The following is a 20739-nucleotide window of genomic DNA, read 5'->3' as shown; positions in this document are numbered from 1 at the left end:
AGGTCGAAGGGTGACGCGGTCAAAAGATGGGATGGCTTATACTCGGTTTCAACCGTCTCAGGGGCTATAGCAGTTGTATCAGCTTAGATTTTCTGGAGCGAGAGGCGACACCCGAGTCGACGATGAGTATCGGTATCCGACACTATTTGGCTGGACTATCACTTTCGGATACCGTCTCAATTCTTGAGAGGGTAGGTGTCAATCGCCATCGAACCACGGTTCGTCGGTGGGTTCAGAAAGCTGATCTACAGCCGGCAGACGCTGCGAATCCGAATCACGTTGCGGTCGATGAAACCGTAATTCAACTCAAGTCTGAGCGATATCGGCTGTACGTTGCCGTCGATCCCGACACGAACTGCTGCTGTACGTTCGGCTCTGCCTGAAGAGAACACGCGATCTCCTCGATGTTTCTCTCGGAACTGCGTGAGGTACATCAGGTTAACGACGTGGTCTTTCTCGTCGACGGTACTCCGTGGTTACAGGTGGCCTGCCATCGTCACAGACGCCGATTCCGATATGTCACACGTGGGAATCGGAATGCCGCCGAACGTGTTTCTCGAAAAGTAAAACGACAAAAAACGCATCCTCAAACACTTTTAGTCACGTCTAACCGGGTACCGCCGAAAATTGGATACAAGCGTTCGCCTTCGCATGGAATCAGCTTATCTAAACACTAGCCATTTCCAAAACCAGTAGTAGTTCTATAATTGAAGATGTTCGCTTAAATATTTATTCTGTATATCTCTACAGTTGGGCCGGAGTAGCGATCGCCGCAGCTGTGCCGGCGCTACTCGGTGTCGTTCTTACATATGGTCCGTTACTCCGACTGATCGAATTTGGACTCCCAACCGCTGGGTCTCCAAACAGATAGTCTCTACAGTTATCATGAGCAGATTCATCTGTGGTCTCGCTGAGATATTAAGATATAAACCATCCTGGGCTCGGAATTGATACTTATTAGTGCGGTTTTCTATTTTGTAATGTTCTCAGTATTTTCTCGATAGTCCAGGAAATTGTCCGAAATTTACTCTAAACAGAACTCACACGTTTGAGTGAGATTCTGACCATCTTCAGCGGATGAGCTCTCGCACAGAAGAGCTAACACCTTCTGACGGTTTCCAATTGAGTTTCTGTATCGCTTTTGAAATGTCGACTTCAAACTGATCAACTGTTGTTTCGCTTGAACGCGGATTTTCGACCAGTTGAACGTCGATTTCTTTGGCCAATTCCAACTTGGCAGCTTCCCGCACGATCTCCGCTACCTCCATGACGCTCATGTCCTCTTGACCAGCAATCTCATACGTCTCAGTCCCGGTTTCGCTGTGCTCTAGTTGATGTAATAGCCGCTCCATGCTCTGGACGTGTGCCCGTGCCACGTCTTTTACGTGAACGAAGTTGCGTGCTTGGGTTCCGGGCTCGTATACCGTTAGTGTCTCCCCAGCGAGTGCTCGGTTGACGAAAAAGTTGATGACGGTTGGCTTATCAATACTCATGTCGCTGACGGCATGTTCCCCGTACAGGTTCGAGATGAGGAACAAGTGCGCTGGGAACGCACCGTCCGCAAAGGTCTCTATAGATCGCTCACCCAGTAACTTCGTCCGGCCGTACCAGTTCAGCGGGTCCCGCGGCTGGTCTGCGGTAATCGGGAATTCCTCAGGGTCGCCGAGTACGGCCATACTGAACGGGAACACCAACCCAGCGCCTGTCTTCCGACAGAACCACGCCACGTTATTCGTTCCTGTGACGTTCACCTCATAGGCAAGATCAGGATTTTCTGCGCAGTCATCAACCCCGCTTATCGCCGCGAGGTGACAAACCACGTCCGCACCCGCAAGCGCCTCTTCTAACCGCCCGCGGTTTCTGATATCCACGTGCTCAATCTCGACAGCGCCAATCGTGTCCACCTGACCACGGTACATGTTGTCGATTGCGATCAGCTCCCAATCGGGGTGAGTCTCGCGCAACTCGACAATAATCCGGCTCCCGATGTACCCAGCCGCACCAGTAACCGCAACTGTCGGGGTCGTCCCGGTATCTGACTTACTCATCGGCCAGCACGCCGGGGAGGAACCGGTCCTCGTGGGCCGCGATCCGCTCCTGTTCTTCGACGAGCGTCCTGAGCACGTCGCGGATCCCGGACTCGAGCTCCTGGCGCTGTCCACCGACCAGATCGAGGAACCGCTCGTTTTCCATCTCCATCTTGTGTTCTTCGTCCTCTTCGCGCGGGTTCTCGTAGTGTTTCACCTCGGCGTCCAGATCGAACTCCGCGCCGACCTTGGCGATTGTCTCGGCGAGTTCGACGATGGCGATCGGCCGGGTGACCTGGTTGTACACGTCGATCCCGTCGTCGCCGGAGTGGCCCTGCTCGACCAACCGAACCAGGCTCTCGACGGCGTCTTCGAGGCTCACCATCGGCTTGCGCTGTTCACCTTTGCCGTACACCGTGATCGGGTACCCCGCCACGGCCTGCGCACAGAACCGATTCACGACCGTCCCGAAGTAGTAATCGAAGTCGAACCGCGTCGGGCTCTCGTGGGCACGCGTCTCGTCGGTCTCGGTACCGTAGACGATGGCGGTCCGCACCTCGCTCATCGGGAAGTCGAACTGCGACTCAGCGAGCCGCATGTTCGCGGCGTCGAACGACTTCGTTTGGTGGTACCAGCTGCCGCCCATCGCCGGGAACGGCACCTCATCAGCGCCGTCCTTGCGTTCGACCTCCAGCCCCCCTTCCGGGATTGGGAAGTGCGGCGCGCCGTAGATGCCGGTGGTCGTCGTCTCGATGAAGTGGGTGTCCGACAGCCCCGTCTCGTGGAGCCCATGGAGCAGGTTCAGCGCCATCGAGACGTTGTTGCGCTGGGTATACAGCGCGCGCTCACCGTTGATCGACGAGTAGGGGGCGCTAGGCTGGGCAGCCGCGTGGAGCACGGTGTCGGGCTCGTGGGTGGCCAACAGCTGGAGCACGAAGTCCCGGTCCGCGAGGTCGCCCTCGACGAGACTGAGGTTCTCGACGCGGGCGAAGCGCTCCTCGGGGCCCTCGATCCGTGTCGCGGAGACGCTGCCGGACTCGGCGACCCAGTCGCGTCGCGAGAAGTCGTCGACGCAGACGATTCGCTCGTCGAGACGGTCCGCCAGCCGCAGCGCGGTCGGCCAGCCGAGGTAGCCGTCGGCACCGGTGAGTAGGACAGTCATCGTTACTCGGCAGTCGAGTAACTACGAGTAAATGCTTTGCGGTTAGGCTCGCAGCGCTGATACTGGCACGTCCGGTGGCGATATACTCGTGTTACTCGCTGGTCTCATCAGCCGGTTCGGAGCCACTTTCGGGGTCGGGATCTGCGGGGACGCTCTCGTGGCGCCACAGCAAATCAAAGTACTGCCACATCCCCGCCACGAACGACGGGTTCTCGGTGACAGCGGCCTGGCGGTGGTGGTTCGGCACCTCCTCCTGTTCGACCATCAGCAGTCCCTGCCCGGACTCATACGAGAGGCTCGGATCGACGAAGGTGCCGCGCCACGGCAACACCCGGTCGCTGACGCGTACGGTGACCGAGGGAAACTCCTCGGCGAGCAGTTCACGAATCTCGGCCTGCCGTTGGCGATTCTCGGCCGACAACGCGTCGGGATGGAGGAGGAGCACGTCGACGGCGACACCACGGTCGACCGCGTCGCGGATCGCCGGCCGCACGGCATCAATATATCCGAAACTCTTCGAGAGCACGTACACACCTTCGTCGGCCTCGCGGAACAGCCGCCGCGTCTCCCGCTCGCTCGGCTCCCCGACGTCCACGACGTGAAACAAGTCCTCGGTGGGGCTGAGCTCGTCGACGCCTCGGTCACGGATCGGCGCGTACTCGTCGATGAACGCCTCCTCGACGGCTTCGACGTCCTCGCGAAATCGCTCGTAGGCGTGGCGGCGGTTTTCGACTGCCCGCTCTGCGATCGCCGCCGGTTCATGGGGCTCGTACCGCTTCGGCCGGCCGGGAATCATCTTCACGTAGCCCGCCTCCGAGAGCGCGTCGAGCACGCCGTAGATCCGCGCTTTCGGGATCCCGGTCGCCTCGGCGAGATCCGGCGCCGTGGTTCGCCCCAACAGCAGTAGTTCCTCCAAGGCATCCGCCTCGTACTCCGTCAGATCAAGCAACGAAAAGAGGTCTCCGCCGGAATCAGCCATGTGTATTCCTTCAAGAGTCACTCCGTAAGTACGTACTGGTGGTGCCGGAACAGTTATTATGTGGGCGCTAATATAGTTACTCAGAACATGAGTAACTCGGATGCTGCTGATGACGCCCACCTCGCCGACGTGCCCGACGGCGCGGGCTGTACGGAGATCTGGGAGCGCCTCTCTGAGGGCCGCGACGAGGATCCGGACGACGAGTAGAAGTAGTGGGCCGATTCCGGTCGGTGTGAGCGATTCAGGCCCGATATCGCTGGCCCGTTGATTGCCGGTTTCTCGATCGACCGCGATAGGCGACCACTACCGCCTACGACCCGATCGCGGCCGACAACGCCCTGAACGATGTTGACGACGTGACCTACGCCGACTCGGTCATGGCGGCGCTTGACGGCGCCGACGGCGCGGTTGTCATCACCAACTGGGATGAGTTCGCCACGGATGCGGCGTTCAACGCGATAGCAACCCCGATCGTCGTTGATGGGCGCGGAATTATCGAACGCCGCGAGGGGAGTACCTACGGAGGGCTGACCTGGTAACGCCTCACAGCTCTGACTCCATTGACTCAATCTTACTGGCTGATGGTCGTGTTGAGGGACTACGACAAGGGAGCGAGGTCACTTCCAACAACCCTCGGCGATTCACCTGCCGAAATTGAACTTTTCCCGCGAAATCGTCGCTCGCCGAGAAAACCAGCCGATCTACACCCCTTCCCCCGGCCGCAATCCTCCCCGTGATAACGGGTGTAACACGCGCACTCGAAACTGATAGAGTTGACACGCCGGCGACAACGAGCGTTGCCCTCACTCACCAGAGGGGGAACCCACACGAAACCACCGGCCAGCACCGGGATCCAACCCGGTGTCACATAACACATGGCAAAGCGCTGTCAGCCGGCCAGCGGCCGACATCTCAGGCGACCGATCTCAGAGATTGCCCGGAACACCCCCGGTGTTCCCGGGGTGTTTTCGCGATGCGAATTCGGTATGTTTGTCAGCTGAGAGGATGGTGCCCCCTGTTGCTCGCGACGAGCCGTGTCGCCACTTCGGGAAAGCCTCAGACTGCGACGCGATCTGTAGGCCGTAACAGCGATTGCTCACCTGGCAATGATTAAATTTCGGTCGCAATCGCTGTTCTCCAATCGGTGTTTCACCCGTTGACAAGAGTAACACTGCGGCGGGACAAACCAGTGTAGCTCGGTCTGAACGCCACACTGAACGCTCAGGTATCCGTCTCAGCGGCTTTTCGCGCGGTGAGGCTTCGCTGACAATCGCGGATGGGTTCAGAGACGCTCGCTCACACGGCCAGTGATGACTGTACGGAATCTTAACCAACCCAACCCGGTAGACACACCCTACTGTTGGTTAATCGATTTCCTGGCGGCCCACGGGGCGGCCGCGGGCACGCGGCGTCACTCCACCGTCACGCTCTTGGCGAGGTTCCGCGGCTTGTCGATCGACCGACCCTTGTCGTTGGCCACGTGGTACGCGAACAGCTGGAGGTAGACGTTCGCGACCAGCGGCTCGACGATCCCCACGTCCGGCACCGGCAGCGACACGTCGAGCGTGCCGTACTCACTGCCCGCAGACACACAGCCGATAGCGGGCGCGCCGCGCGTTTGCGCCTCGGTGACGTTGTTCATCGTCTCATCGGCACGCGACCCGTCGGTCAAAACCGCCAGCACGGGCGTCTCCGGCGTCACCAACGCGAGCGGGCCGTGTTTGAGCTCCCCCGCAGCGAACCCCTCCGCGTGGTCGTAGGAGATCTCCTTGAGCTTCAACGCGCCCTCCAGGGCGACGGGGACGCCCAGCTGCCGCCCCACGAAGAAGAAGGCCTCGCTGTCGCCGTACTCGGTCGCGGCCTCGCGCACCGCGTCCTCGTTGTCGAGCACCTGCTGAACGGCTCCCGGAAGGTCGCGGAGCCCCTCCAAGACGGGCCGCGCGTCGGCGGCCCCCAGCGCGCCGCGCTCGCGGCCAATCGCCACCGCGAGCATCGCGAGCGTCGCCACCTGCGAGGCGAACGTCTTCGTCGCCGCGACGCCGATCTCGGGACCGGCGCGGATGAACGCGGTGTCGTCGACCTCGCGCGTCACCGTACTCCCGAGCGTGTTCGTCACGGCGAACGTCCGCGCGCCCGCGGCGTTCGCTCGCCGGACCGCGCCCAGCGTGTCGGCCGTCTCGCCGCTCTGCGTCACGGCGACGACGAGCGTGCGGTCCGGGCTGCGCCCGGCGCCGAACTCGTACTCGCTGGCGATCTCGACGGTCGCGCGCACTCCCGAGAGCTCCTCGAACAGCTGCGCGGCGTACCGCCCCGCGTAGTTCGAGGTGCCACAAGCGACGATCTGGATCTCTTCGAGGTCGGCGAGAAAGCCGGGCGGGAACGAGACGTCGAGGTCGACGCCGCCGGCGTCCACGTCGAGGCGCCCCGCGATGGTCTGCCGGAGCGCCTCGGGCTGCTCGTGGATCTCCTTTCGCATGTAGTGTTCGTAGCCGCCCTTCTCGGCGGCGTCGGCCTCCCAAGTCACCGTCTCGACGCCGCGGTCGACGAGATCGCCGTCGGCGTATATCTCGACGCCCTCGGCTGACAGCGCCGCCACGTCCCCGTCTTCGAGGTAGGTCACGTCGCGGGTGTGTTCGAGGAAGGCCGTCACGTCGCTGGCGACGAACGTCGCGTCGTCGTCGCGGCCCAAAACGAGCGGGCTCCCGCGCCGCGCCACGACGATCCGGTCGTCGCCCTCGCGGACGGCGCAGATCGCGTAGCTCCCCTCCAGACGGTCCTCGACGGACCGGACCGCGTCGAGGAGGTCGTCAGTGCCGCGCTCGGCCGCGAGCTCTTCCTCGATCAGGTGCGGGATGACCTCGGTGTCGGTGTCGCTCGTGAACTCGTGGTCGGCCAGCTCCGCTTTGAGCGCCTCGTGGTTCTCGACGATCCCGTTGTGGACGACCGCCACGTCGCCGACGCAGTCGGTGTGCGGGTGGGCGTTCGCGTCCGTCGGCGGGCCGTGCGTGCTCCAGCGCGTGTGGCCGACGCCCAGCGCCGCGTCGGGCACGTCGGGCACGGTGAGGTTGTCGACCTCCCCGGACCGCTTCGCGACCGTGAGCCCGCTCGTCTCCCCGACGAGCGCGACGCCCGCCGAGTCGTAGCCGCGGTACTCCAAGTTGCGGAGCCCCTCGTGGACGATGTCGCCGACGCCGGCGACCCCGCCGTCGCCCGCGGCGCCGTCGCTGTCGCTGTCTCCGTCGGCCAGCCCGATGCCGTCGCCGACGTAGCCGGTTATCCCGCACATGGTTACCCCCTCCGCACGACCGCGCCCGAGTCGACGCGGTCGTCGATCACGACCCCCGCGTCGGCCGTCACGTCGTCGCCGACGACCGCGCCGTCGGTGAGCGTCGCGCCGGCGCCGACCGACGTGTTGTCCCCGACGACGCCGGCGAGTTCGACGGCGTGGTGGACCGCGTCGCCGACGACGACCGTCGCCGGCCCGCCCGCGATCGTCGCGTTGGGGCCGACCCGCGCGTTGCCGGCGACGATCGCGTCCCGGACAACCGTGCCGGCACCGATCACGGCGTCAGGGAAAATCACGGCGTTCTCGACGATAGCGCCCGCCTCGATGGTCGCGTTACTGCCGATCGCGGTGCTCCCGCCGACCGTGACGTTCGGCCCAACGCGCACGTTGCCCGCGAGCGCCACGTCGTCGGCGATGGCCACCGACTCGCCGCGGCTCGCGCCCGCGGCATCGGGCGCCCCGGTCTCGTCGACCAGCCCCGCGTTGACGGTCAGCAGGTCCCAGAGGTTCGACACGTCGAGCCAGCGTCCGTCGTACCGCACCGCCGACAGCGTCTCGCGGTCGGCGAGGTCGTTGAGCGTCGCCGTGATCGCCAACTCACCGGTGGCGTGCGTCTCGCGGATCGCGTCGAACACCGCCGGCGAGAAGGCGTAGACGCCGGCGTTGATCTGGTTGGTCTCGACCGGCCCCTCCGGCTTCTCGTCGATGGCCGTCACGCAGTCGCCGTCGAGCGTGACGACGCCGTACTCGCGGGGGCTCGCCGCGGACGTGACCGCCATCGCCGGAGGGGCGCCGTCGAGCGCCCGGTCGCGCATCGCCGAGACGATCGACGAGTCGACGATCCGGTCGCCGTTGAGCACGACGAACGGGCCGTCGACGACCGGCTCGGCCTGGAGGACGGCGTGGCCGGTGCCCAGCTGCGTCGCCTGCTCGACGTACTCGATCGTGACGTCCCAGTCGTCGCCGTCGCCGAAGTGGTTCCGGATGCGCTCCTGCTCGTAGCCGACGACGAGGACGATCCGCTCGATATCGGTCGCCGTCACCGCCTCGACGACGTGTTCGAGTAGCGGCCTGTTCGCCACGGGGACCATCGGCTTCGGCCGCCGGTTCGTCAGCGGCGCTAGCCGCCGCCCCTCGCCCGCGGCGAGGATCACCGCGGTTACCGAGTCGGTTGCCATACCGTCACCGTCGCCCGCCCGGGTGTTAAATCGCTCGCGCGAGACCGGCACCTTGGAGAAGAGTAAAGTAGCGCACCGGGTCTACATTTTCTGTGGCGAAATCGGCCGTCATCGCGGACGACGACGAAACGATCCGGTCGATCCTCCAGTACAAACTGTCGAGCGCGGGCTACGACCTCACAGTGTGTCACGACGGCGAGGAGTGTCGCCAGGCGCTGAACGAGAGCGGCACGGTCCCAGACGTCGTGCTCCTCGACGTGATGATGCCGCGGATGAAGGGCACGCAGGTGTTACGGGCGATCCGGCGCGACGAGCTCGCCGTCGACCCCGACGTGCCCGTCGTGATGCTCACCTCGCGCGGCCAGGAGGCGGACGTGTTGGAGGGGTTCGACGCGGGCGCCGACGAGTACCTCACGAAGCCGTTCAGTCCGAACGAGCTGCTGGTCCGCATCGACCGACTGGTCGAGGGGTGAGCGTGCCGCTCGCGTCCCCGACGGCGGCGTCCGTCACCGGCCCTCAGTCGCGGCCCCTCGCGATCGCCGTCGTCTTCCTCGGCTCGCTGCTGGTCGCGGCGGCGCTCATCACCCTCGCCTACTCGGTGCTCGCGGCCCGCAGGCGCCGGCGGCGAGAGCCGCTCCGCGCCGCGCTGCGCTCCGAGCTACTCGATCGGCTCTACGGGCGCGACGAGCCGGCGTGGGACGCGTGGGTCGCGAGCCTGTCGGCGGCCGAACGCGACGAGCTGGAGTCGGTCCTCGACGTGTACCTCCGCGAGCTCGCCGGCCGCGACGCCGCGACGCTGGCCGGGCTCGGGCGGGCGCTCGGCATCCCCGACCGGGCCCGTCGCGAGATCGTCGACGGGGGGTACTGGGAGCGGACCCACGCCCTCGTCTGGCTCGCGCTGCTCCGCGACGCCCCCGACCGCGACCTGCTCAGGGCGCACTGTACCGCGACGCCGCGCGAGCGCGCCGCGGCCGCCCGGGTGCTGTACGCCGCCGGGACGGACGACCGAGCGACGACCGGCGTCGACCTGCTGCTCCGAGACGACCCCGAGGCGTTCTCGGTGTTCGGCGTCGACACGCTGTACCGCGTCGCCGAGAGCGACCCCGGTCCGTTCTTCGACCGGGCGGCCGCCGACTTCGAGACGTGGCCGCCGGCGCTCCAGCGGCAGGCGCTGCTCGTCGTCCGCCACCTCACCACCGTGGTCGGCGGCGCCGACCTCTCGTGGGTCGTCGCGGCGCTGTCGAGTCCGGACTCAAGCGTGCGGGCCGCCGCGTGGCGAGCGCTCAGCGCGTACGGCTGGAACCGACGGCTCCGGGACGCGGTCGACCTCGGAGCGATCCCCGAGGAGCCGGCGCCGACGGTCCGCGCCGACGCCTACCGCGCGCTCGGCGTGTGGGGCGACACGGCGGCGCTCGACGCAATCGAGGCGGCCGGGACGATAGACCCGGACCCGCGCGCGCAGGTCGCCGCGGCCGAGACGCTGGTCGCCCAGCGCGGGGCGGACGCCGCGCCCCCCGCGAGCGAGAAGCCGTTCGGCGTCGCGTGGGATTGGGCCGCCGAACACGCCCGCTTCGACCGGCTGGCACGCGACATCTCGCGGGGCCGAGAGCGGCTACACGACGAGGTGCGCGGATGACGACGCTCGAAAGCGTCGGAACGTCGCTCATCGTCGGCTCGGGCGTGTTCATCGTCACGTACTACCTGCTGATCAACGCGGGCTACCTGCTGATCCACGTGCTCGCGCTGTTCCAGCTCCGCGACAACGTCCGCGAGTCGGCGTGGGACCCTTCGTTCCGCGCGTTCGACAGCCCGTTCTACCCGGGCGTCGCGATGATCGTGCCGGCGTACAACGAGGCGGCCAACATCGTCGAGAGCGTGCGCTCGATGCTCGCGCTCAACTACCCCGACCAGGAGATCGTCGTCGTCAACGACGGCTCGTCGGACGCCACCCTCGAACGGCTCGAAGACGCGTTCGGGCTGCGCCCCGTCGACGCCGAGGTCCCGTACGACGTGCCCTCCGAGCCGATCCGCCAGGTGTACCGTTCGGCGACCCACGAGAACCTGCTGGTCGTCGACAAGGAGAACGGGGGCAAAAGCGACGCGCTCAACGCCGGCGTCTGGCTCACCGACCAGGAGCTGTTCTGCGCGGTCGACGCCGACACCGTGATCGACCGCGACGCGCTGCTCGACGTCGTCGCGCCGTTCCTCGAGGAGCCGACCCGGACCGTCGCCAGCGGCGGGACCATCCGCGTGGCCAACGAGTGCGTGATTCAGGACGGCCAGGTGAAGGAGACGAACCTCCCGAAGACCGGCCTCGCCGGCGTTCAGGTGATGGAGTACCTGCGGGCCTTCTACTCCGGGCGGCTCGGGCTCGCCCGGCTCAAGGGGCTGATCCTCATCTCCGGCGCGTTCGGCGTGTTCCGGACCGACCGCGTCCGCGAGATCGGCGGCTACCGCCACGACACGATCACCGAGGACTTCGACGTGGTCGTCAGGCTCCACGAACACCTCTCGGACAACGACGTCGACTACCGGATCGAGTTCGTCCCCGAGCCCGTCGCCTGGACGGAGGTGCCGGAGTCGCTCCGGACGCTCGGCCGGCAGCGCCGCCGCTGGTACCGCGGCATGCTGGAGACGGTGGTCGCCAGCCGCGGCCTCTTCTTCCGCCGGCGCTACGGCCGCGTCGGGACGGTCGTGCTCCCCTTCTTCACAGCCGCCGAGGCGCTCGGGCCGCTCATCGAGGGGTTCGGCTACGTGCTGCTCCCGCTCGGGTGGTACCTCGGCATCCTCAACGTCGAGTTCTTCCTCACGTTCCTGCTGCTCACCGTCGGCGCCGGCGTCTTCCTCTCGTGGTTCGGCGTGTTCAGCGAGGTGTGGAGCTACAACCGCTACGAGTCCCCGCGGGACGCCGCCCGGCTGCTGTGGTACGGCGTGGTGGAGAACTTCGGCTACCGTCAGTGGAAGACGGTCGTCGCCTGGCACGGGCTGATCGAGTTCCTCCGCGGCGAGCAGTCCTGGGGCGTCATGGAGCGGCGCGGGTTCGGCGACGCGGGGACCGAAGCCGCGGCGGCCGAAGCCACCGTGGCCACGAACGACCGCGAGGACGCGGACGACGGCGGCTTCGTCTGGGTGGACCGGCTCGCCGACGAGCCCGGGACCGACGGGCTCCGGTGGCTCGACCGGATCGCTAGCGACGACCGCCCCGGCGCCTTCGCGTCCGTCACGGACCTCGCCGTCGGCGTCGGCGACGGCGGGTTCGTCTGGACGACCGACTTCTCGGAGGGCGTCGGCGACGGGGGGTTCGTCTGGGTGACCGACCCGACGCTCGGCGCCGGCGACGGCGGCTTTGTCCTCACGGTCGACGACGGTGGCATGCGAGTCGCGGCGACGACCGACTTCTCGGAGGGAATCGGCGACGGCGGGTTCGTCTGGGTGACCGACCCGACGCTCGGCGCCGGCGACGGCGGCTTCGTCTGGACCCGCGACGCCGCGGTCGGCGCCGGCGGCGAGGGGTTCGTTTGGGTGGTCGACGCGACTGACGCTTCCGACTAATCAGCGGCGAGCGCCTCGTGGACCGGCTCCGCGGCGTTGACGTCGCGCACCGCGAACCGCGTCCCGTCCGGGCCGCTGTCGACGGCGAGGTCCCAGCCGTGCCCCGTGACCACGCGCTGGACGACTAACAGCCCGAGCCCGAACGACTTGATGTTCTCCGTGTCGGCCGCGGTGAGCGCGCGTTCCACGTCATCCGGGAGTCCCGGCCCGTCGTCCGCGACCGCGAAGCCCTCGTCGTCCCCGGCGACCGTCACCGCGACGTCAGGCCCGCCGTGTTCGACGCAGTTCCGGAACAGATTCTCGAAGAGCCGCCGGAGACGCATCTCGTCGGCGAGGATCGCGGCGTCGGGCGCGACCTCGACCGACAGCGTCGCGTTCCGCGTCCGCACCGTGTCCCACGCGTCGCGGACGACCCGTTCGAGGTCGACCCGCGTCCGCTCCCCGACGTCCGTCCCCTCCTTCGCCAGCATCAGACACTCGGCGATCATCGACTCCATGCGGTCGAGCGCGCCCCGGACGCGGTCGAGGAACTCGGCCGCCTGCCCGCTGACGTGGTCCTGCGCGAACTCGGTGAACCCGATCGCTCCCGACAGCGGGTTCCGGAGGTCGTGGGCGACGATGCCGGCGAACTCGTCGAGCCGATCGTTCTGCTCGCGCAGCTCGGCGTAGTGTTTCTGCCGTTCGAGCTCGCTGCCCACCCACTCCGCGAGCACCGCGACGAAATCGCGCTCCGCGTCCGTGATCGGGTCCTCGCGCGGCTCCGCGTCGGAGAAACACAGCGTCCCGTACGTCTCGCCGTCGATCGTCACCGCGGCGCCGACGTAGCAGTGGAGCCCGGTGATCTCCAGCGCGCGGTCGTCGCGGTACTCGCTGTCGGTCGCGTCCGCGAAGCCGAGCGGCTCGCCGCTCTCGACCACGTGGCGACACCACGTGCCCTCGAGGTCGACGACGCCCGCCTGCGCGTAGGGACCGCTCTGGATGTTCGTCTCGACCACCTCGTACCGTCCCTCGCCGGTGTACGAGAGCACGCCGTTGTCGACGCCGAGGTACTCCCGACCGACCTCGATCGCCTTTCGGAGCCGCTCGTCGGTGTCGAGGTCGCTCGCGGTCAGCTGTAACAGGCTCTTGAAGGGGTCCGAACGGACCGTGTCGGGTGACATGGTGGATTCGATCGCCGTTGTCCGGGGTACTCGCCGGCGTCTGATAAAGGCCCGATTCCGTCCCCGACGGCCGCGCCGCCGACCGCGCCGAGCGAGCCCCCTCGACAGGGTCCCCGAGGGCGCCCCGGTCGGGCAGTCGCCAGCGACCGATCCCTCCGAGAGGCAGCCTTATGACCGTCCGCCTGTACCAGTTCGTGTGCGCAGACGCCGATTCCTCAGCCGCGTCGGGGTCGCCGGCGCGGTCGGGACTGCCGGGTGCGGCTTCCGCGGCGGCAGGTCCGGAGACGGCGCGTCTGACGCCGCCGAGCGGCGGTTCCGCGTCGGCGACGACGGCTTCGCGGTCGCGGTCGACGGCGGCGGGTTCGAGCCCCTGTCGGTCCGCGGCGTGAACCTCGGGATGGCGAAGCCCGGACGGTTCCCCGGCGAGGCGGCGATCACCCGCGCGGAGTACGACCGCTGGCTGGGGCTGATGGGCGAGTTGAACGTCAACGTCGTCCGCGTGTACACCGTCCACCCGCCGGCGTTCTATCGGGCGCTCGCGGCGTACAACCGGTCGCACGTCGACCCCATCTACCTCCTCCACGGCAACTGGATCGGCGAGGAGACGCTCCGCGAGGCCGGCGACGCGACGACGCTGTCGGCGCCGTTCGACCGCTCGATGCGGCAAGTCGTCGACGCCGTCCACGGCGCGACGACAATCGCGCCGGAGCCGGGGTACGCGAGCGGGACGTACGACGCCGACGTGAGCGACGCCGTCCTCGGCTACGTCGCCGGCATCGAGTGGCCACCCGCGGTCGTCCGCGAAACGGACCGCGTGAACGAGGCGACCGGCTACGACGGGGAGTACCTCGCCGCGCCCGACGGGTCCCCGTTCGAGGCGTGGCTCGCGGCCCGCCTCGACGCCGCGGTCGCCTACGAGGCGAGCGAGTACGACGCCCGACGGCCCGCGGCGTTCACGAACTGGGTGACGACCGACCCGCTGGAGCATCCTTACGAGCCGTTCCAGAACGAGGACGCCGCCTCCGTCGACCCCGACGCCGTCACCGCGACCGGCGCCTACGACGCCGGAACGTTCGCCGCATACCACGTCTACCCGTACTACCCGCCGCTGTTGAACGAGACGCCGGAGTACGTCAATTACGTCGACCACCGCGGCGAGCCGAACAGCTACGCGGGGTACCTGAACGGCCTCGTCGGCGCCACCGACCACCCGCTGCTCGTCGCGGAGTTCGGCGTCCCCGCCTCCCGCGGGATCGCCCAGCGGGACGTCCACGGCCGCGATCAGGGACGCCTCACCGAGACCGAGCAGGGCGAGATCCTCGCCGCGATGTACGCGGACGTCCGCGAGGCCGGGACCGCGGGCGGGATCGCGTTCAGCTGGCACGACGAGTGGTTCAAGCGGACGTGGAACCTCGCCCCCTTCTCGGACCCGAACCGCCGGCCGTTCTGGTCGAACGTCCAGACGCCGGAACAGGGGTTCGGGCTGCTCGCGTTCGACCCCGCGGACGCCGTCCCGCTCAACGGCGCCCCCGAGGCGTGGACGGACGCGACGGCGGCGACGCCGGCGGACCCGCCGACGCGACTCGGCGACGGCGCCGACGCGGCGCGCGAGCTGACGGCGGTCCGCGTCGCGAGCGACGCGGCGTACCTCAACGTGCGACTCGAATTCGCAGGGCTCGACGGCGAGCCGGACTGGGACGCGACCAACTACCTCCTGGCGATCGGGACCACCGGCTCCGGGGCGCGCCCGCTGCCGTACGGCGCGGCCGCGACGGCGCCCGCCGACTTCGTCGTCCGCCTCGGCGGCCCCGACGCCTCGCGGGTGACGGTCCACCCCCGCTACGACGCCTTCGCGTACGAGTACGGCGCCGAGGCGGGCCTCGACCTCGACCGATACCGGAATCCCGATCCCGGCGACTACACGCCGCTCCGGCTGGTGATCAACCGCGGCTACACCGTCCCGGTGACGGGCGAGCGCGTCCCGTTCGAGTCCGTCGAGACCGGGCGGCTGCGATACGGGAACGGCAACCCCGAGTCGCCCGCGTACGACTCGCTCGCGGACGTCCACGTCGCTCCGTCGAGCGACGCGATCGAGCTTCGCCTCCCCTGGGGGCTGCTCAACGTCGCCGACCCGAGCCGACGGCGACGCCTCGGGGACCTCTGGATCGACGGCCTCGACACTTACGAGCCGATCGAGTCGATCGACGTCGCCGCGGCCTCGTACATCCCCGCGGCCGCCGACGGGACGGCGCGGCCGCTCGACGCCCCGACGAATCTCACGCACGCGGTTCCGGGCACCGATGACGACGCCCTGCGCTCCCTCGAATTCGTCCCGCCGACCTGGGACCGCCCGGCGTACACCGAGCGGCTCAAGGAGTCGGCCGACGCGGTGGCCGAGGTCTTCGATCGGTACGCGCAGGGGGAGTGATCCCGCTCCCGCGTCGGGCCAGCGTTACTCCGAGAGTCGGTCGCGTGTCAGCGCCTCGCCGGGCCCCGTCGTCTCGCCGGCACCCAGCACGACGCCCGCGTTCAACGCGGTGTTGATCCCGGTCTTCGCGCCGTCACCGACGATCGCGCCCAGCTTGCGACGCCCGGTGTCGACGCGGTCGCCCTTCACCGTCTGCCGGACGTTCTCGCCGTCGTGGCGGAGGTTCGCGACGTTCGTCCCCGCGCCGAAGTTGACGCCGCGACCGAGGACGGAGTCGCCGACGTACGAGAGGTGGCCGACCGAGGCGTCGGCCATCAGCACCGAGTTCTTCACCTCGACCGCGTGGCCGACGTGGACTCCGGGCCCCACGACGGTCGCCCCGCGGACGTAGGCGTTCGGTCCCACGTCGGCGCCCTCGCGGATCAGCGCCGGCCCCTCGACGTACGCCCCGGATCGGACCCGCGCCCCCGCCTCGACGACCACCGGTCCGTGAAGCTGGGCGTCCTCCTCGACGGCGCCGGCGATCGCGCGTTCGTCGTCGAGCGCCGCCAGCGCCAGCTCGTTCGCTTCCAGCAGCTCCCACGGACGCCCCACGTCGAGCCACGTGCCGTCGTAGCGCGCCACGTCGATCCGGCGGCCGTCGCCGAGCAGCATGTCGATCGTCGTCGTGATCTCGTACTCGCCGCGCTCGCTCTCGGGCGTGCGGTTGATGTACTCGAACACCTCTGGTTCGAACGCGTAGCAGCCGACGTTCGCGAGGTTCGTCGGCGGGTCCGCCGGCTTCTCGACGATGTCCGCCAGCGCGCCGTCCGCGTCCGTCGAGAGCACGCCGTACGCCCGCGGGTCGTCGACCTCGGTGGCCGCGACCGCCGGCGCGCCCGCCTCGGCGAGCGCCCGCGGCAGCGAGGCGTCGACGACCACGTCGCCGTTGAGCACGAGGAAGTCGTCGTCGACGACGGGCGCGGCCTTCGCCACGGCGTGAGCGGTGCCCAGCGCCTCCGCCTGCTCGACGAAGTGGACCGGGCGGTCACGGTACGACTCGCCGATCGCCTCTCGGATCGCCTTGCCGCGGTAGCCCGTCACGACGACGAACTCGTCGACGGTGTCGCGGGCCGTGTCGAACACCCGTTCCAGCAGCGAGCGGTCCCCGACCGGGAGGAGCGGTTTCGGGCGACGGTCCGTCAGCGGTCGCATCCGGGTCCCGCGGCCGGCCGCGAGCACGACTCCGTACATGGACGGCCCGACGGCGGGGCGGTGCTTATCGGCTGCGGTCGGCTCGGTCGATGTGGCCGTCGAGATCGATCTCGGAAGGGCGGTCAGATGCTATATTTCTGCTACCAAAGATATATGTCTTGTAGACCACGACTGAACGGTATGTCGGACGACACCACCGGCGACTCGTCGTCGGACGAGAGCGGCGAGGCCCGACGTCAGTGGGAACGCGACCGAACCACGTTTCAGCGGGTGTACGACGTGATGACCGGGGTGACCGAACACGCGTCGGCGAGCGAGATCGCCGAGCGCGCGGCCTGTTCGCCCGACGGCGCGCGAAACGCGCTCACTCAGTTGGTCGAGATGGGCATCGTCGACCGGCGCGGGAGTCGTCCCGCCGAGTACCGCCGCAACGAGTCGTACTTCGAGTGGAAACGCGTCGAGACGCTGGCCGACGACCACACCGCCGCAACGCTCCGCGAGCGCTTGGACGACCTCCTCGCCGAGGACGCCGACCTCCAGGAGTCGTTCGGCGTTCCGAACCCGGACGCCGCCTCAGTCGCGTCAGTCAAAGGCGGCGACCACGCGGCGGTCCACGACCGGCTGGAGTCGCTGTCGCGGTGGCGAACGGTGCGGCACGACATAGAACTCCTTCAGCGGGCCGTCTCGCGGGCCGAGACGCGCGGCCGCGACGGGACCGACCTCCGCGGGTCGGCCTGAGGCCTCCCCAGCTACATGTCGGACAATGACGACGCCGAGACCGCGGCAGACAGCGGTCGGCTCGACCGGACGACGATGGAAACGATCGGGCGCCGGGCGGCGACAGCCCCGCTGGTCGAGTCCTGGCAGTTCGAGCCGGACCGGATCGCTCCCCGGTCGCTGGTGCTCACGCTGGACGCGACCGCGTATCCGTCCGCCGTCGACGCCGCCCGGATCGACGTCCACTGGATTGTGACGGGCGACTACTACTTTCATTACGTCGAAGAACGGGGCTCGTCTCGGTTCCAGTGCCGCTGGGACCGCCATCCGAAGGCCGACGCGCCGAGGAACCACTTCCACCCGGCGCCGGACGCGGGCGGCGCGGAGCCGTCACCGCTCGGCGACCACCACCTCAACGTCCTATTCTCGGTTCTCGACTGGGTCGCGGAGCGCGTCGAGCAACGCTACGATGAGTCGGAGCGAGGGTAAGACGCGCCCTTTGCGGCCCGCTCGATGAGGTCTCGCGCCGTCTTGAACAGCGCGTCCGCGTCGGCCTCATCGCGCGCCTCGGCCGTGATCCGGACCAGCGGCTCGGTGCCGCTCGCGCGGACGAGGAACCAGCCGGCGTCCGTCTCCACGCGGACGCCGTCGAGCGACGACACGTCCTCGTACTCGGCGGCCGCGGCCTCGGCGACGCGCTCGACGATCGCCGACTTCGCGTCCGTCCGCACCGAGTCCCGGCGGATCGGGTACTCGGGGAGGTCGTCGACGAGCGCGGCGAGCGAGCCCTCGGCGCCGACGAGGGCGGTCAGGATACACGCCGCGAGCGAGCCGTCCGGGCAGGGCGTCCGGTCCGGCCAGATCCACGCGCCGCTGGGCTCGCCGCCGAACGCGACCCCCGGCTTCGACGCCTCCGCGGCGACGTACGCGTCGCCGACAGGCGTGTAGGTGACCTCGGCGCCGACCTCGGCGAGCGCGTCGGCGACGAGCAGGCTCGTGTCGACCGGGACCGCCACGCGGTCGCCCTGATCCGCCTCGCGGCGCGCGAACAGCGCGAGCAGCGCGTCGCCCGCGACGAACCGCCCGCGCTCGTCGATCGCCATCATGCGGTCCGCGTCGCCGTCGTGGACGATCCCGAGGTCGGCGTCGGTCGCGGCGACGACCTCGCAGGCGGTCTCGCAGTTCGCCGCGGTCGGCTCGCTCGGCCGGCCCGGGAACCGACCGTCGCGCTGTCCGTTGAGCGTCTCCACGTCGCAGCCGGCCGCGTGGAGTGCGTCGGCCGTGACGCGCCCGACGCCGTTTCCGAGGTCGACGACGACCGAGAGGTCGTCGGGCAGCGAGACGGTCTCGCGGAGCGCGCGCTCGTGCCGGCGTCGGGCGTCGCCGCCGACCGCGACCTCCCGCTCTTCGACGGCGCCGATCGCGTCGTGCCCCGCGAACTCGAACGCCTCCGCCTCGACGATCTCGGCGATCCGGTCGTTGCGCTCTTCGCCGAAGGCGCGCCCTGAGGCCGTCCAGAGCTTGATCCCGTTGTCTGGCGCCGGGTTGTGCGAGGCCGTGACGACGGCGCCGGCGTCGGCACCCTCGCGGGCGACGGCGCGGGCGACCGTCGGCGTCGCCTCCACACCGACGTCGATCACGTCGGCCCCGCACTCGGTGAGGCCTGCGACGAGCGCTCGCGTGAGCATCCGCCCGCTGTCGCGGGCGTCGCGCCCGACCACGACCGTCGCCGCGCCGTCCGTCGCGAGCGCGCGCCCCACGTCGAGCGCGAGGTCCGCAGTCACCGCCTCGCCGACCGGCCCGCGAACGCCGCTGGTTCCGAACATACCACGGTCATCACCGGGCTCCGCAAAGACGGTTCGGGATGGCGAGTCGGAGCGCCCGGACCCTCCGCCGCGGGGCGCGGATCGACACAGGTGGGGAGCGGTCGCCGTCAGTCGGTCACCGACCCCGCGAGCGCCACGAGGCCGACCAAATGCGCCACCGTGACCCCGAACACCGTCGCGGCGTCGGAGAGCCCGAGGAGCGGCGTCACGCCGTACGCGATCACGTACGGGAGGACCGCGATACACGCGACGCCGACGGCCAAGAGCAGCATCGTCCGGCTCCCGTTCCGACGGCCGCCGTCGTACGCCAGGTACGCGACGTACGTGCCGAGGCAGGCGGTCGCGACCCCGCCGGCGGTCGCGACGACGGAGAGCGTCACCGGTGGACCACCCCGAGGACGAGGAGCAGGCCGCAGAGCTTGCTCGCGGTCACGACCACCGTGCGCTCGGTGGCGGTCACCCACGCGATGTTGCCGAAGGCCAGCCGAAGGAACATCGGCAGCGGGGCTAAGAGCAGGAGCCCGAGCGTGAGGAACAGCAGCGGCCGCCGCCGCGTGCGGAGGTAGCCGCGGGCGAAGCGGTAGGTGACGAACACCGCGAGCAGCACCGAGAGGAAGAACGCGGCGATCGTGATCGCGGCGAGCCCCGCGCCGCCGCCGACCACGTCGACCTGCGCCGGATCGCTCGCTCGCCCGACGAGTGGGGCGCTCTGCTGGCCGACCGCCGCGAGCGCCGTCGCCGCTGCGCGCGTTTCGATCATCCCGAGAGCTCCTCGTAGAGCTGCGTCAGTCGGTCCGCGGCCGTCTCGTCGACGTAGTCCACGCTCACTTCGAACCCGCTCGCGGTCAGGTCCACCGACACGCGGTTGAGCCGTGCGGCGTACACCTGCTGAGGACCGCGGTCCGGGTCGACCTCCTGTACCGTCTCGACGAGGTCCTGTTCGCGGAGGCGTTCCAGCCGGCGGTAGACGGTCGCCTCGGAGGCGTCGCAGGCCTCGCTGAGCGCGCGCGCCGAGCGCGTCTCCTCGTAGGTCTCGATGAGGATCTGCCTGGCGTACTCGTCGTCGAGCAGCGAGTACACCTCCCGTTGGTCGACGGACGCCTCCGAGGCCATCCGGCTGAACGTCGCCGGCGGGAAACTTAATTTCCCCGGCGGCGGCGTCGCGCCCGCTCCGAACCGATCTCCCGTTCGCGCTCCGCCGACGAACAGCTCGGGACGGTGACAGGACCG

18 protein-coding genes and 2 pseudogenes are annotated in these 20739 nt (G+C 68.4%); 9 read left to right on the top strand and 11 right to left on the bottom strand.

All coding sequences use genetic code 11. The features are described from left to right. Window positions 1–26 precede the first annotated feature (26 nt). Window positions 27–610: pseudogene (locus EXE48_RS07565) on the top strand (IS6 family transposase). 460 nt (window positions 611–1070) lie between these two features. Here EXE48_RS07565 and EXE48_RS07560 read toward each other — a convergent pair. From EXE48_RS07560 to EXE48_RS07550, 3 genes are all read right to left on the bottom strand, one after another. Further along, window positions 1071–2048, bottom strand: coding sequence for an NAD-dependent epimerase/dehydratase family protein (locus tag EXE48_RS07560; protein WP_137711125.1), 978 nt, complete (start codon window positions 2046–2048; stop codon window positions 1071–1073). Then, a complete protein-coding gene (locus EXE48_RS07555; RefSeq protein WP_137711124.1) occupies window positions 2041–3189 on the bottom strand; it encodes an NAD-dependent epimerase/dehydratase family protein in 1149 nt (382 codons plus the stop codon). Before EXE48_RS07555 ends, EXE48_RS07560 begins: the two co-directional genes overlap by 8 nt. A 91-nt stretch (window positions 3190–3280) precedes the next feature. Then, window positions 3281–4168, bottom strand: coding sequence for a TrmB family transcriptional regulator (locus EXE48_RS07550; RefSeq protein WP_137711123.1), 888 nt, complete (start codon window positions 4166–4168; stop codon window positions 3281–3283). An 87-nt stretch (window positions 4169–4255) separates the two neighbouring features. Between EXE48_RS07550 and EXE48_RS19505 the strand changes: the two genes are divergently transcribed. Together EXE48_RS19505 and EXE48_RS07545 are read left to right on the top strand one after the other, a co-directional pair. Next, window positions 4256–4375 (top strand): DUF8595 family protein, encoded by a 120-nt coding sequence (locus EXE48_RS19505; RefSeq protein WP_514111745.1) that lies wholly within the window; start codon window positions 4256–4258, stop codon window positions 4373–4375. A 104-nt stretch (window positions 4376–4479) separates the two neighbouring features. Next, a pseudogene (locus tag EXE48_RS07545) lies at window positions 4480–4707 on the top strand (UDP binding domain-containing protein); the annotation flags it as partial. Window positions 4708–5579: 872 nt separating this feature from the next. Here the strand turns inward: EXE48_RS07545 and glmS are convergent. Together glmS and EXE48_RS07535 are read right to left on the bottom strand one after the other, a co-directional pair. Further along, window positions 5580–7454 carry a glutamine--fructose-6-phosphate transaminase (isomerizing) gene (gene glmS / locus EXE48_RS07540; RefSeq protein WP_137711121.1) on the bottom strand — a complete coding sequence of 625 codons (1875 nt, stop codon included), beginning with the start codon at window positions 7452–7454 and terminating at the stop codon, window positions 5580–5582. Window positions 7455–7456: 2 nt separating this feature from the next. Next, entirely contained in the window at window positions 7457–8632 is a 1176-nt protein-coding gene (locus EXE48_RS07535) for a sugar phosphate nucleotidyltransferase (RefSeq protein ID WP_137711120.1), read from the bottom strand. A gap of 92 nt (window positions 8633–8724) precedes the next feature. Between EXE48_RS07535 and EXE48_RS07530 the strand changes: the two genes are divergently transcribed. From EXE48_RS07530 to EXE48_RS07520, 3 genes are read left to right on the top strand one after another with little or no spacing between them, the layout of a single operon-like run. Continuing rightward, the gene (locus tag EXE48_RS07530) at window positions 8725–9105 is read left to right on the top strand and encodes a response regulator transcription factor (protein WP_137711119.1); all 381 of its coding nucleotides are present in this window, start codon (window positions 8725–8727) and stop codon (window positions 9103–9105) included. Next, on the top strand, window positions 9102–10268 hold the full coding sequence (locus EXE48_RS07525) for a HEAT repeat domain-containing protein (protein WP_137711118.1): 1167 nt from the start codon (window positions 9102–9104) through the stop codon (window positions 10266–10268). The genes EXE48_RS07530 and EXE48_RS07525 overlap by 4 nt, the downstream gene beginning before the upstream one ends. Continuing rightward, on the top strand, window positions 10265–12184 hold the full coding sequence (locus tag EXE48_RS07520) for a glycosyltransferase family 2 protein (RefSeq protein ID WP_137711117.1): 1920 nt from the start codon (window positions 10265–10267) through the stop codon (window positions 12182–12184). The genes EXE48_RS07525 and EXE48_RS07520 overlap by 4 nt, the downstream gene beginning before the upstream one ends. On the opposite strand, the gene EXE48_RS07515 is transcribed toward EXE48_RS07520, so the two are convergent. After that, window positions 12181–13344 (bottom strand): sensor histidine kinase, encoded by a 1164-nt coding sequence (locus tag EXE48_RS07515; RefSeq protein ID WP_199236356.1) that lies wholly within the window; start codon window positions 13342–13344, stop codon window positions 12181–12183. The two genes, EXE48_RS07520 and EXE48_RS07515, sit on opposite strands and share 4 nt — an antisense overlap. A 196-nt stretch (window positions 13345–13540) precedes the next feature. On the opposite strand from EXE48_RS07515, the gene EXE48_RS07510 reads away from it, so the two are divergent. Further along, the gene (locus EXE48_RS07510) at window positions 13541–15772 is read left to right on the top strand and encodes a hypothetical protein (RefSeq protein ID WP_137711116.1); all 2232 of its coding nucleotides are present in this window, start codon (window positions 13541–13543) and stop codon (window positions 15770–15772) included. A gap of 24 nt (window positions 15773–15796) precedes the next feature. Here EXE48_RS07510 and glmU read toward each other — a convergent pair whose 3' ends face one another. Continuing rightward, complete coding sequence (gene glmU, locus EXE48_RS07505) at window positions 15797–17005, bottom strand: bifunctional sugar-1-phosphate nucleotidylyltransferase/acetyltransferase (RefSeq protein ID WP_137711115.1); 1209 nt, start codon at window positions 17003–17005, stop codon at window positions 15797–15799. A gap of 141 nt (window positions 17006–17146) precedes the next feature. Between glmU and EXE48_RS07500 the strand changes: the two genes are divergently transcribed. Both EXE48_RS07500 and EXE48_RS07495 read left to right on the top strand, forming a co-directional pair. After that, on the top strand, window positions 17147–17704 hold the full coding sequence (locus tag EXE48_RS07500; protein ID WP_137711114.1) for a DUF7342 family protein: 558 nt from the start codon (window positions 17147–17149) through the stop codon (window positions 17702–17704). Window positions 17705–17719: 15 nt separating this feature from the next. Next, window positions 17720–18172 (top strand): toxin-antitoxin system TumE family protein, encoded by a 453-nt coding sequence (locus tag EXE48_RS07495; protein WP_137711113.1) that lies wholly within the window; start codon window positions 17720–17722, stop codon window positions 18170–18172. On the opposite strand, the gene glmM is transcribed toward EXE48_RS07495, so the two are convergent. The 4 genes from glmM to EXE48_RS07475 form a co-directional block, all read right to left on the bottom strand. Beyond that, the gene (gene glmM, locus EXE48_RS07490) at window positions 18148–19509 is read right to left on the bottom strand and encodes a phosphoglucosamine mutase (RefSeq protein ID WP_137711112.1); all 1362 of its coding nucleotides are present in this window, start codon (window positions 19507–19509) and stop codon (window positions 18148–18150) included. The genes EXE48_RS07495 and glmM overlap by 25 nt on opposite strands. 107 nt (window positions 19510–19616) lie before the next feature. After that, window positions 19617–19889, bottom strand: a complete 273-nt coding sequence (locus EXE48_RS07485; protein ID WP_053772038.1) for a DUF7521 family protein — start codon at window positions 19887–19889, stop codon at window positions 19617–19619. Next, window positions 19886–20269 carry a hypothetical protein gene (locus EXE48_RS07480; protein ID WP_241991967.1) on the bottom strand — a complete coding sequence of 128 codons (384 nt, stop codon included), beginning with the start codon at window positions 20267–20269 and terminating at the stop codon, window positions 19886–19888. Before EXE48_RS07480 ends, EXE48_RS07485 begins: the two co-directional genes overlap by 4 nt. Then, window positions 20266–20622 (bottom strand): ArsR/SmtB family transcription factor, encoded by a 357-nt coding sequence (locus EXE48_RS07475; RefSeq protein WP_137711111.1) that lies wholly within the window; start codon window positions 20620–20622, stop codon window positions 20266–20268. Before EXE48_RS07475 ends, EXE48_RS07480 begins: the two co-directional genes overlap by 4 nt. Window positions 20623–20739 lie beyond the last annotated feature (117 nt).

The organism is Halorubrum sp. ASP1, assembly GCF_005435135.1.
Lineage (GTDB): Archaea > Halobacteriota > Halobacteria > Halobacteriales > Haloferacaceae > Halorubrum > Halorubrum tropicale.
Note: the sequence above shows the minus strand (reverse complement) of the source record. Positions and strands in the feature narration are given on the sequence as shown.

Excerpts from the sequence above, each read along its gene's own strand:
- EXE48_RS07495 (WP_137711113.1), top strand. The coding sequence starts at position 17,720 with ATGTCGGACAATGACGACGCCGAGACCGCGGCAGACAGCGGTCGGCTC.
- glmM (WP_137711112.1), bottom strand. The coding sequence starts at position 19,509 with ATGTTCGGAACCAGCGGCGTTCGCGGGCCGGTCGGCGAGGCGGTGACT.
- glmS (WP_137711121.1), bottom strand. The coding sequence starts at position 7,454 with ATGTGCGGGATAACCGGCTACGTCGGCGACGGCATCGGGCTGGCCGAC.
- EXE48_RS07515 (WP_199236356.1), bottom strand. The coding sequence starts at position 13,344 with ATGTCACCCGACACGGTCCGTTCGGACCCCTTCAAGAGCCTGTTACAG.
- EXE48_RS07480 (WP_241991967.1), bottom strand. The coding sequence starts at position 20,269 with ATGATCGAAACGCGCGCAGCGGCGACGGCGCTCGCGGCGGTCGGCCAG.
- EXE48_RS07475 (WP_137711111.1), bottom strand. The coding sequence starts at position 20,622 with ATGGCCTCGGAGGCGTCCGTCGACCAACGGGAGGTGTACTCGCTGCTC.
- glmU (WP_137711115.1), bottom strand. The coding sequence starts at position 17,005 with ATGTACGGAGTCGTGCTCGCGGCCGGCCGCGGGACCCGGATGCGACCG.
- EXE48_RS07550 (WP_137711123.1), bottom strand. The coding sequence starts at position 4,168 with ATGGCTGATTCCGGCGGAGACCTCTTTTCGTTGCTTGATCTGACGGAG.
- EXE48_RS07520 (WP_137711117.1), top strand. The coding sequence starts at position 10,265 with ATGACGACGCTCGAAAGCGTCGGAACGTCGCTCATCGTCGGCTCGGGC.
- EXE48_RS07535 (WP_137711120.1), bottom strand. The coding sequence starts at position 8,632 with ATGGCAACCGACTCGGTAACCGCGGTGATCCTCGCCGCGGGCGAGGGG.
- EXE48_RS07555 (WP_137711124.1), bottom strand. The coding sequence starts at position 3,189 with ATGACTGTCCTACTCACCGGTGCCGACGGCTACCTCGGCTGGCCGACC.
- EXE48_RS07500 (WP_137711114.1), top strand. The coding sequence starts at position 17,147 with ATGTCGGACGACACCACCGGCGACTCGTCGTCGGACGAGAGCGGCGAG.
- EXE48_RS19505 (WP_514111745.1), top strand. The coding sequence starts at position 4,256 with ATGAGTAACTCGGATGCTGCTGATGACGCCCACCTCGCCGACGTGCCC.
- EXE48_RS07560 (WP_137711125.1), bottom strand. The coding sequence starts at position 2,048 with ATGAGTAAGTCAGATACCGGGACGACCCCGACAGTTGCGGTTACTGGT.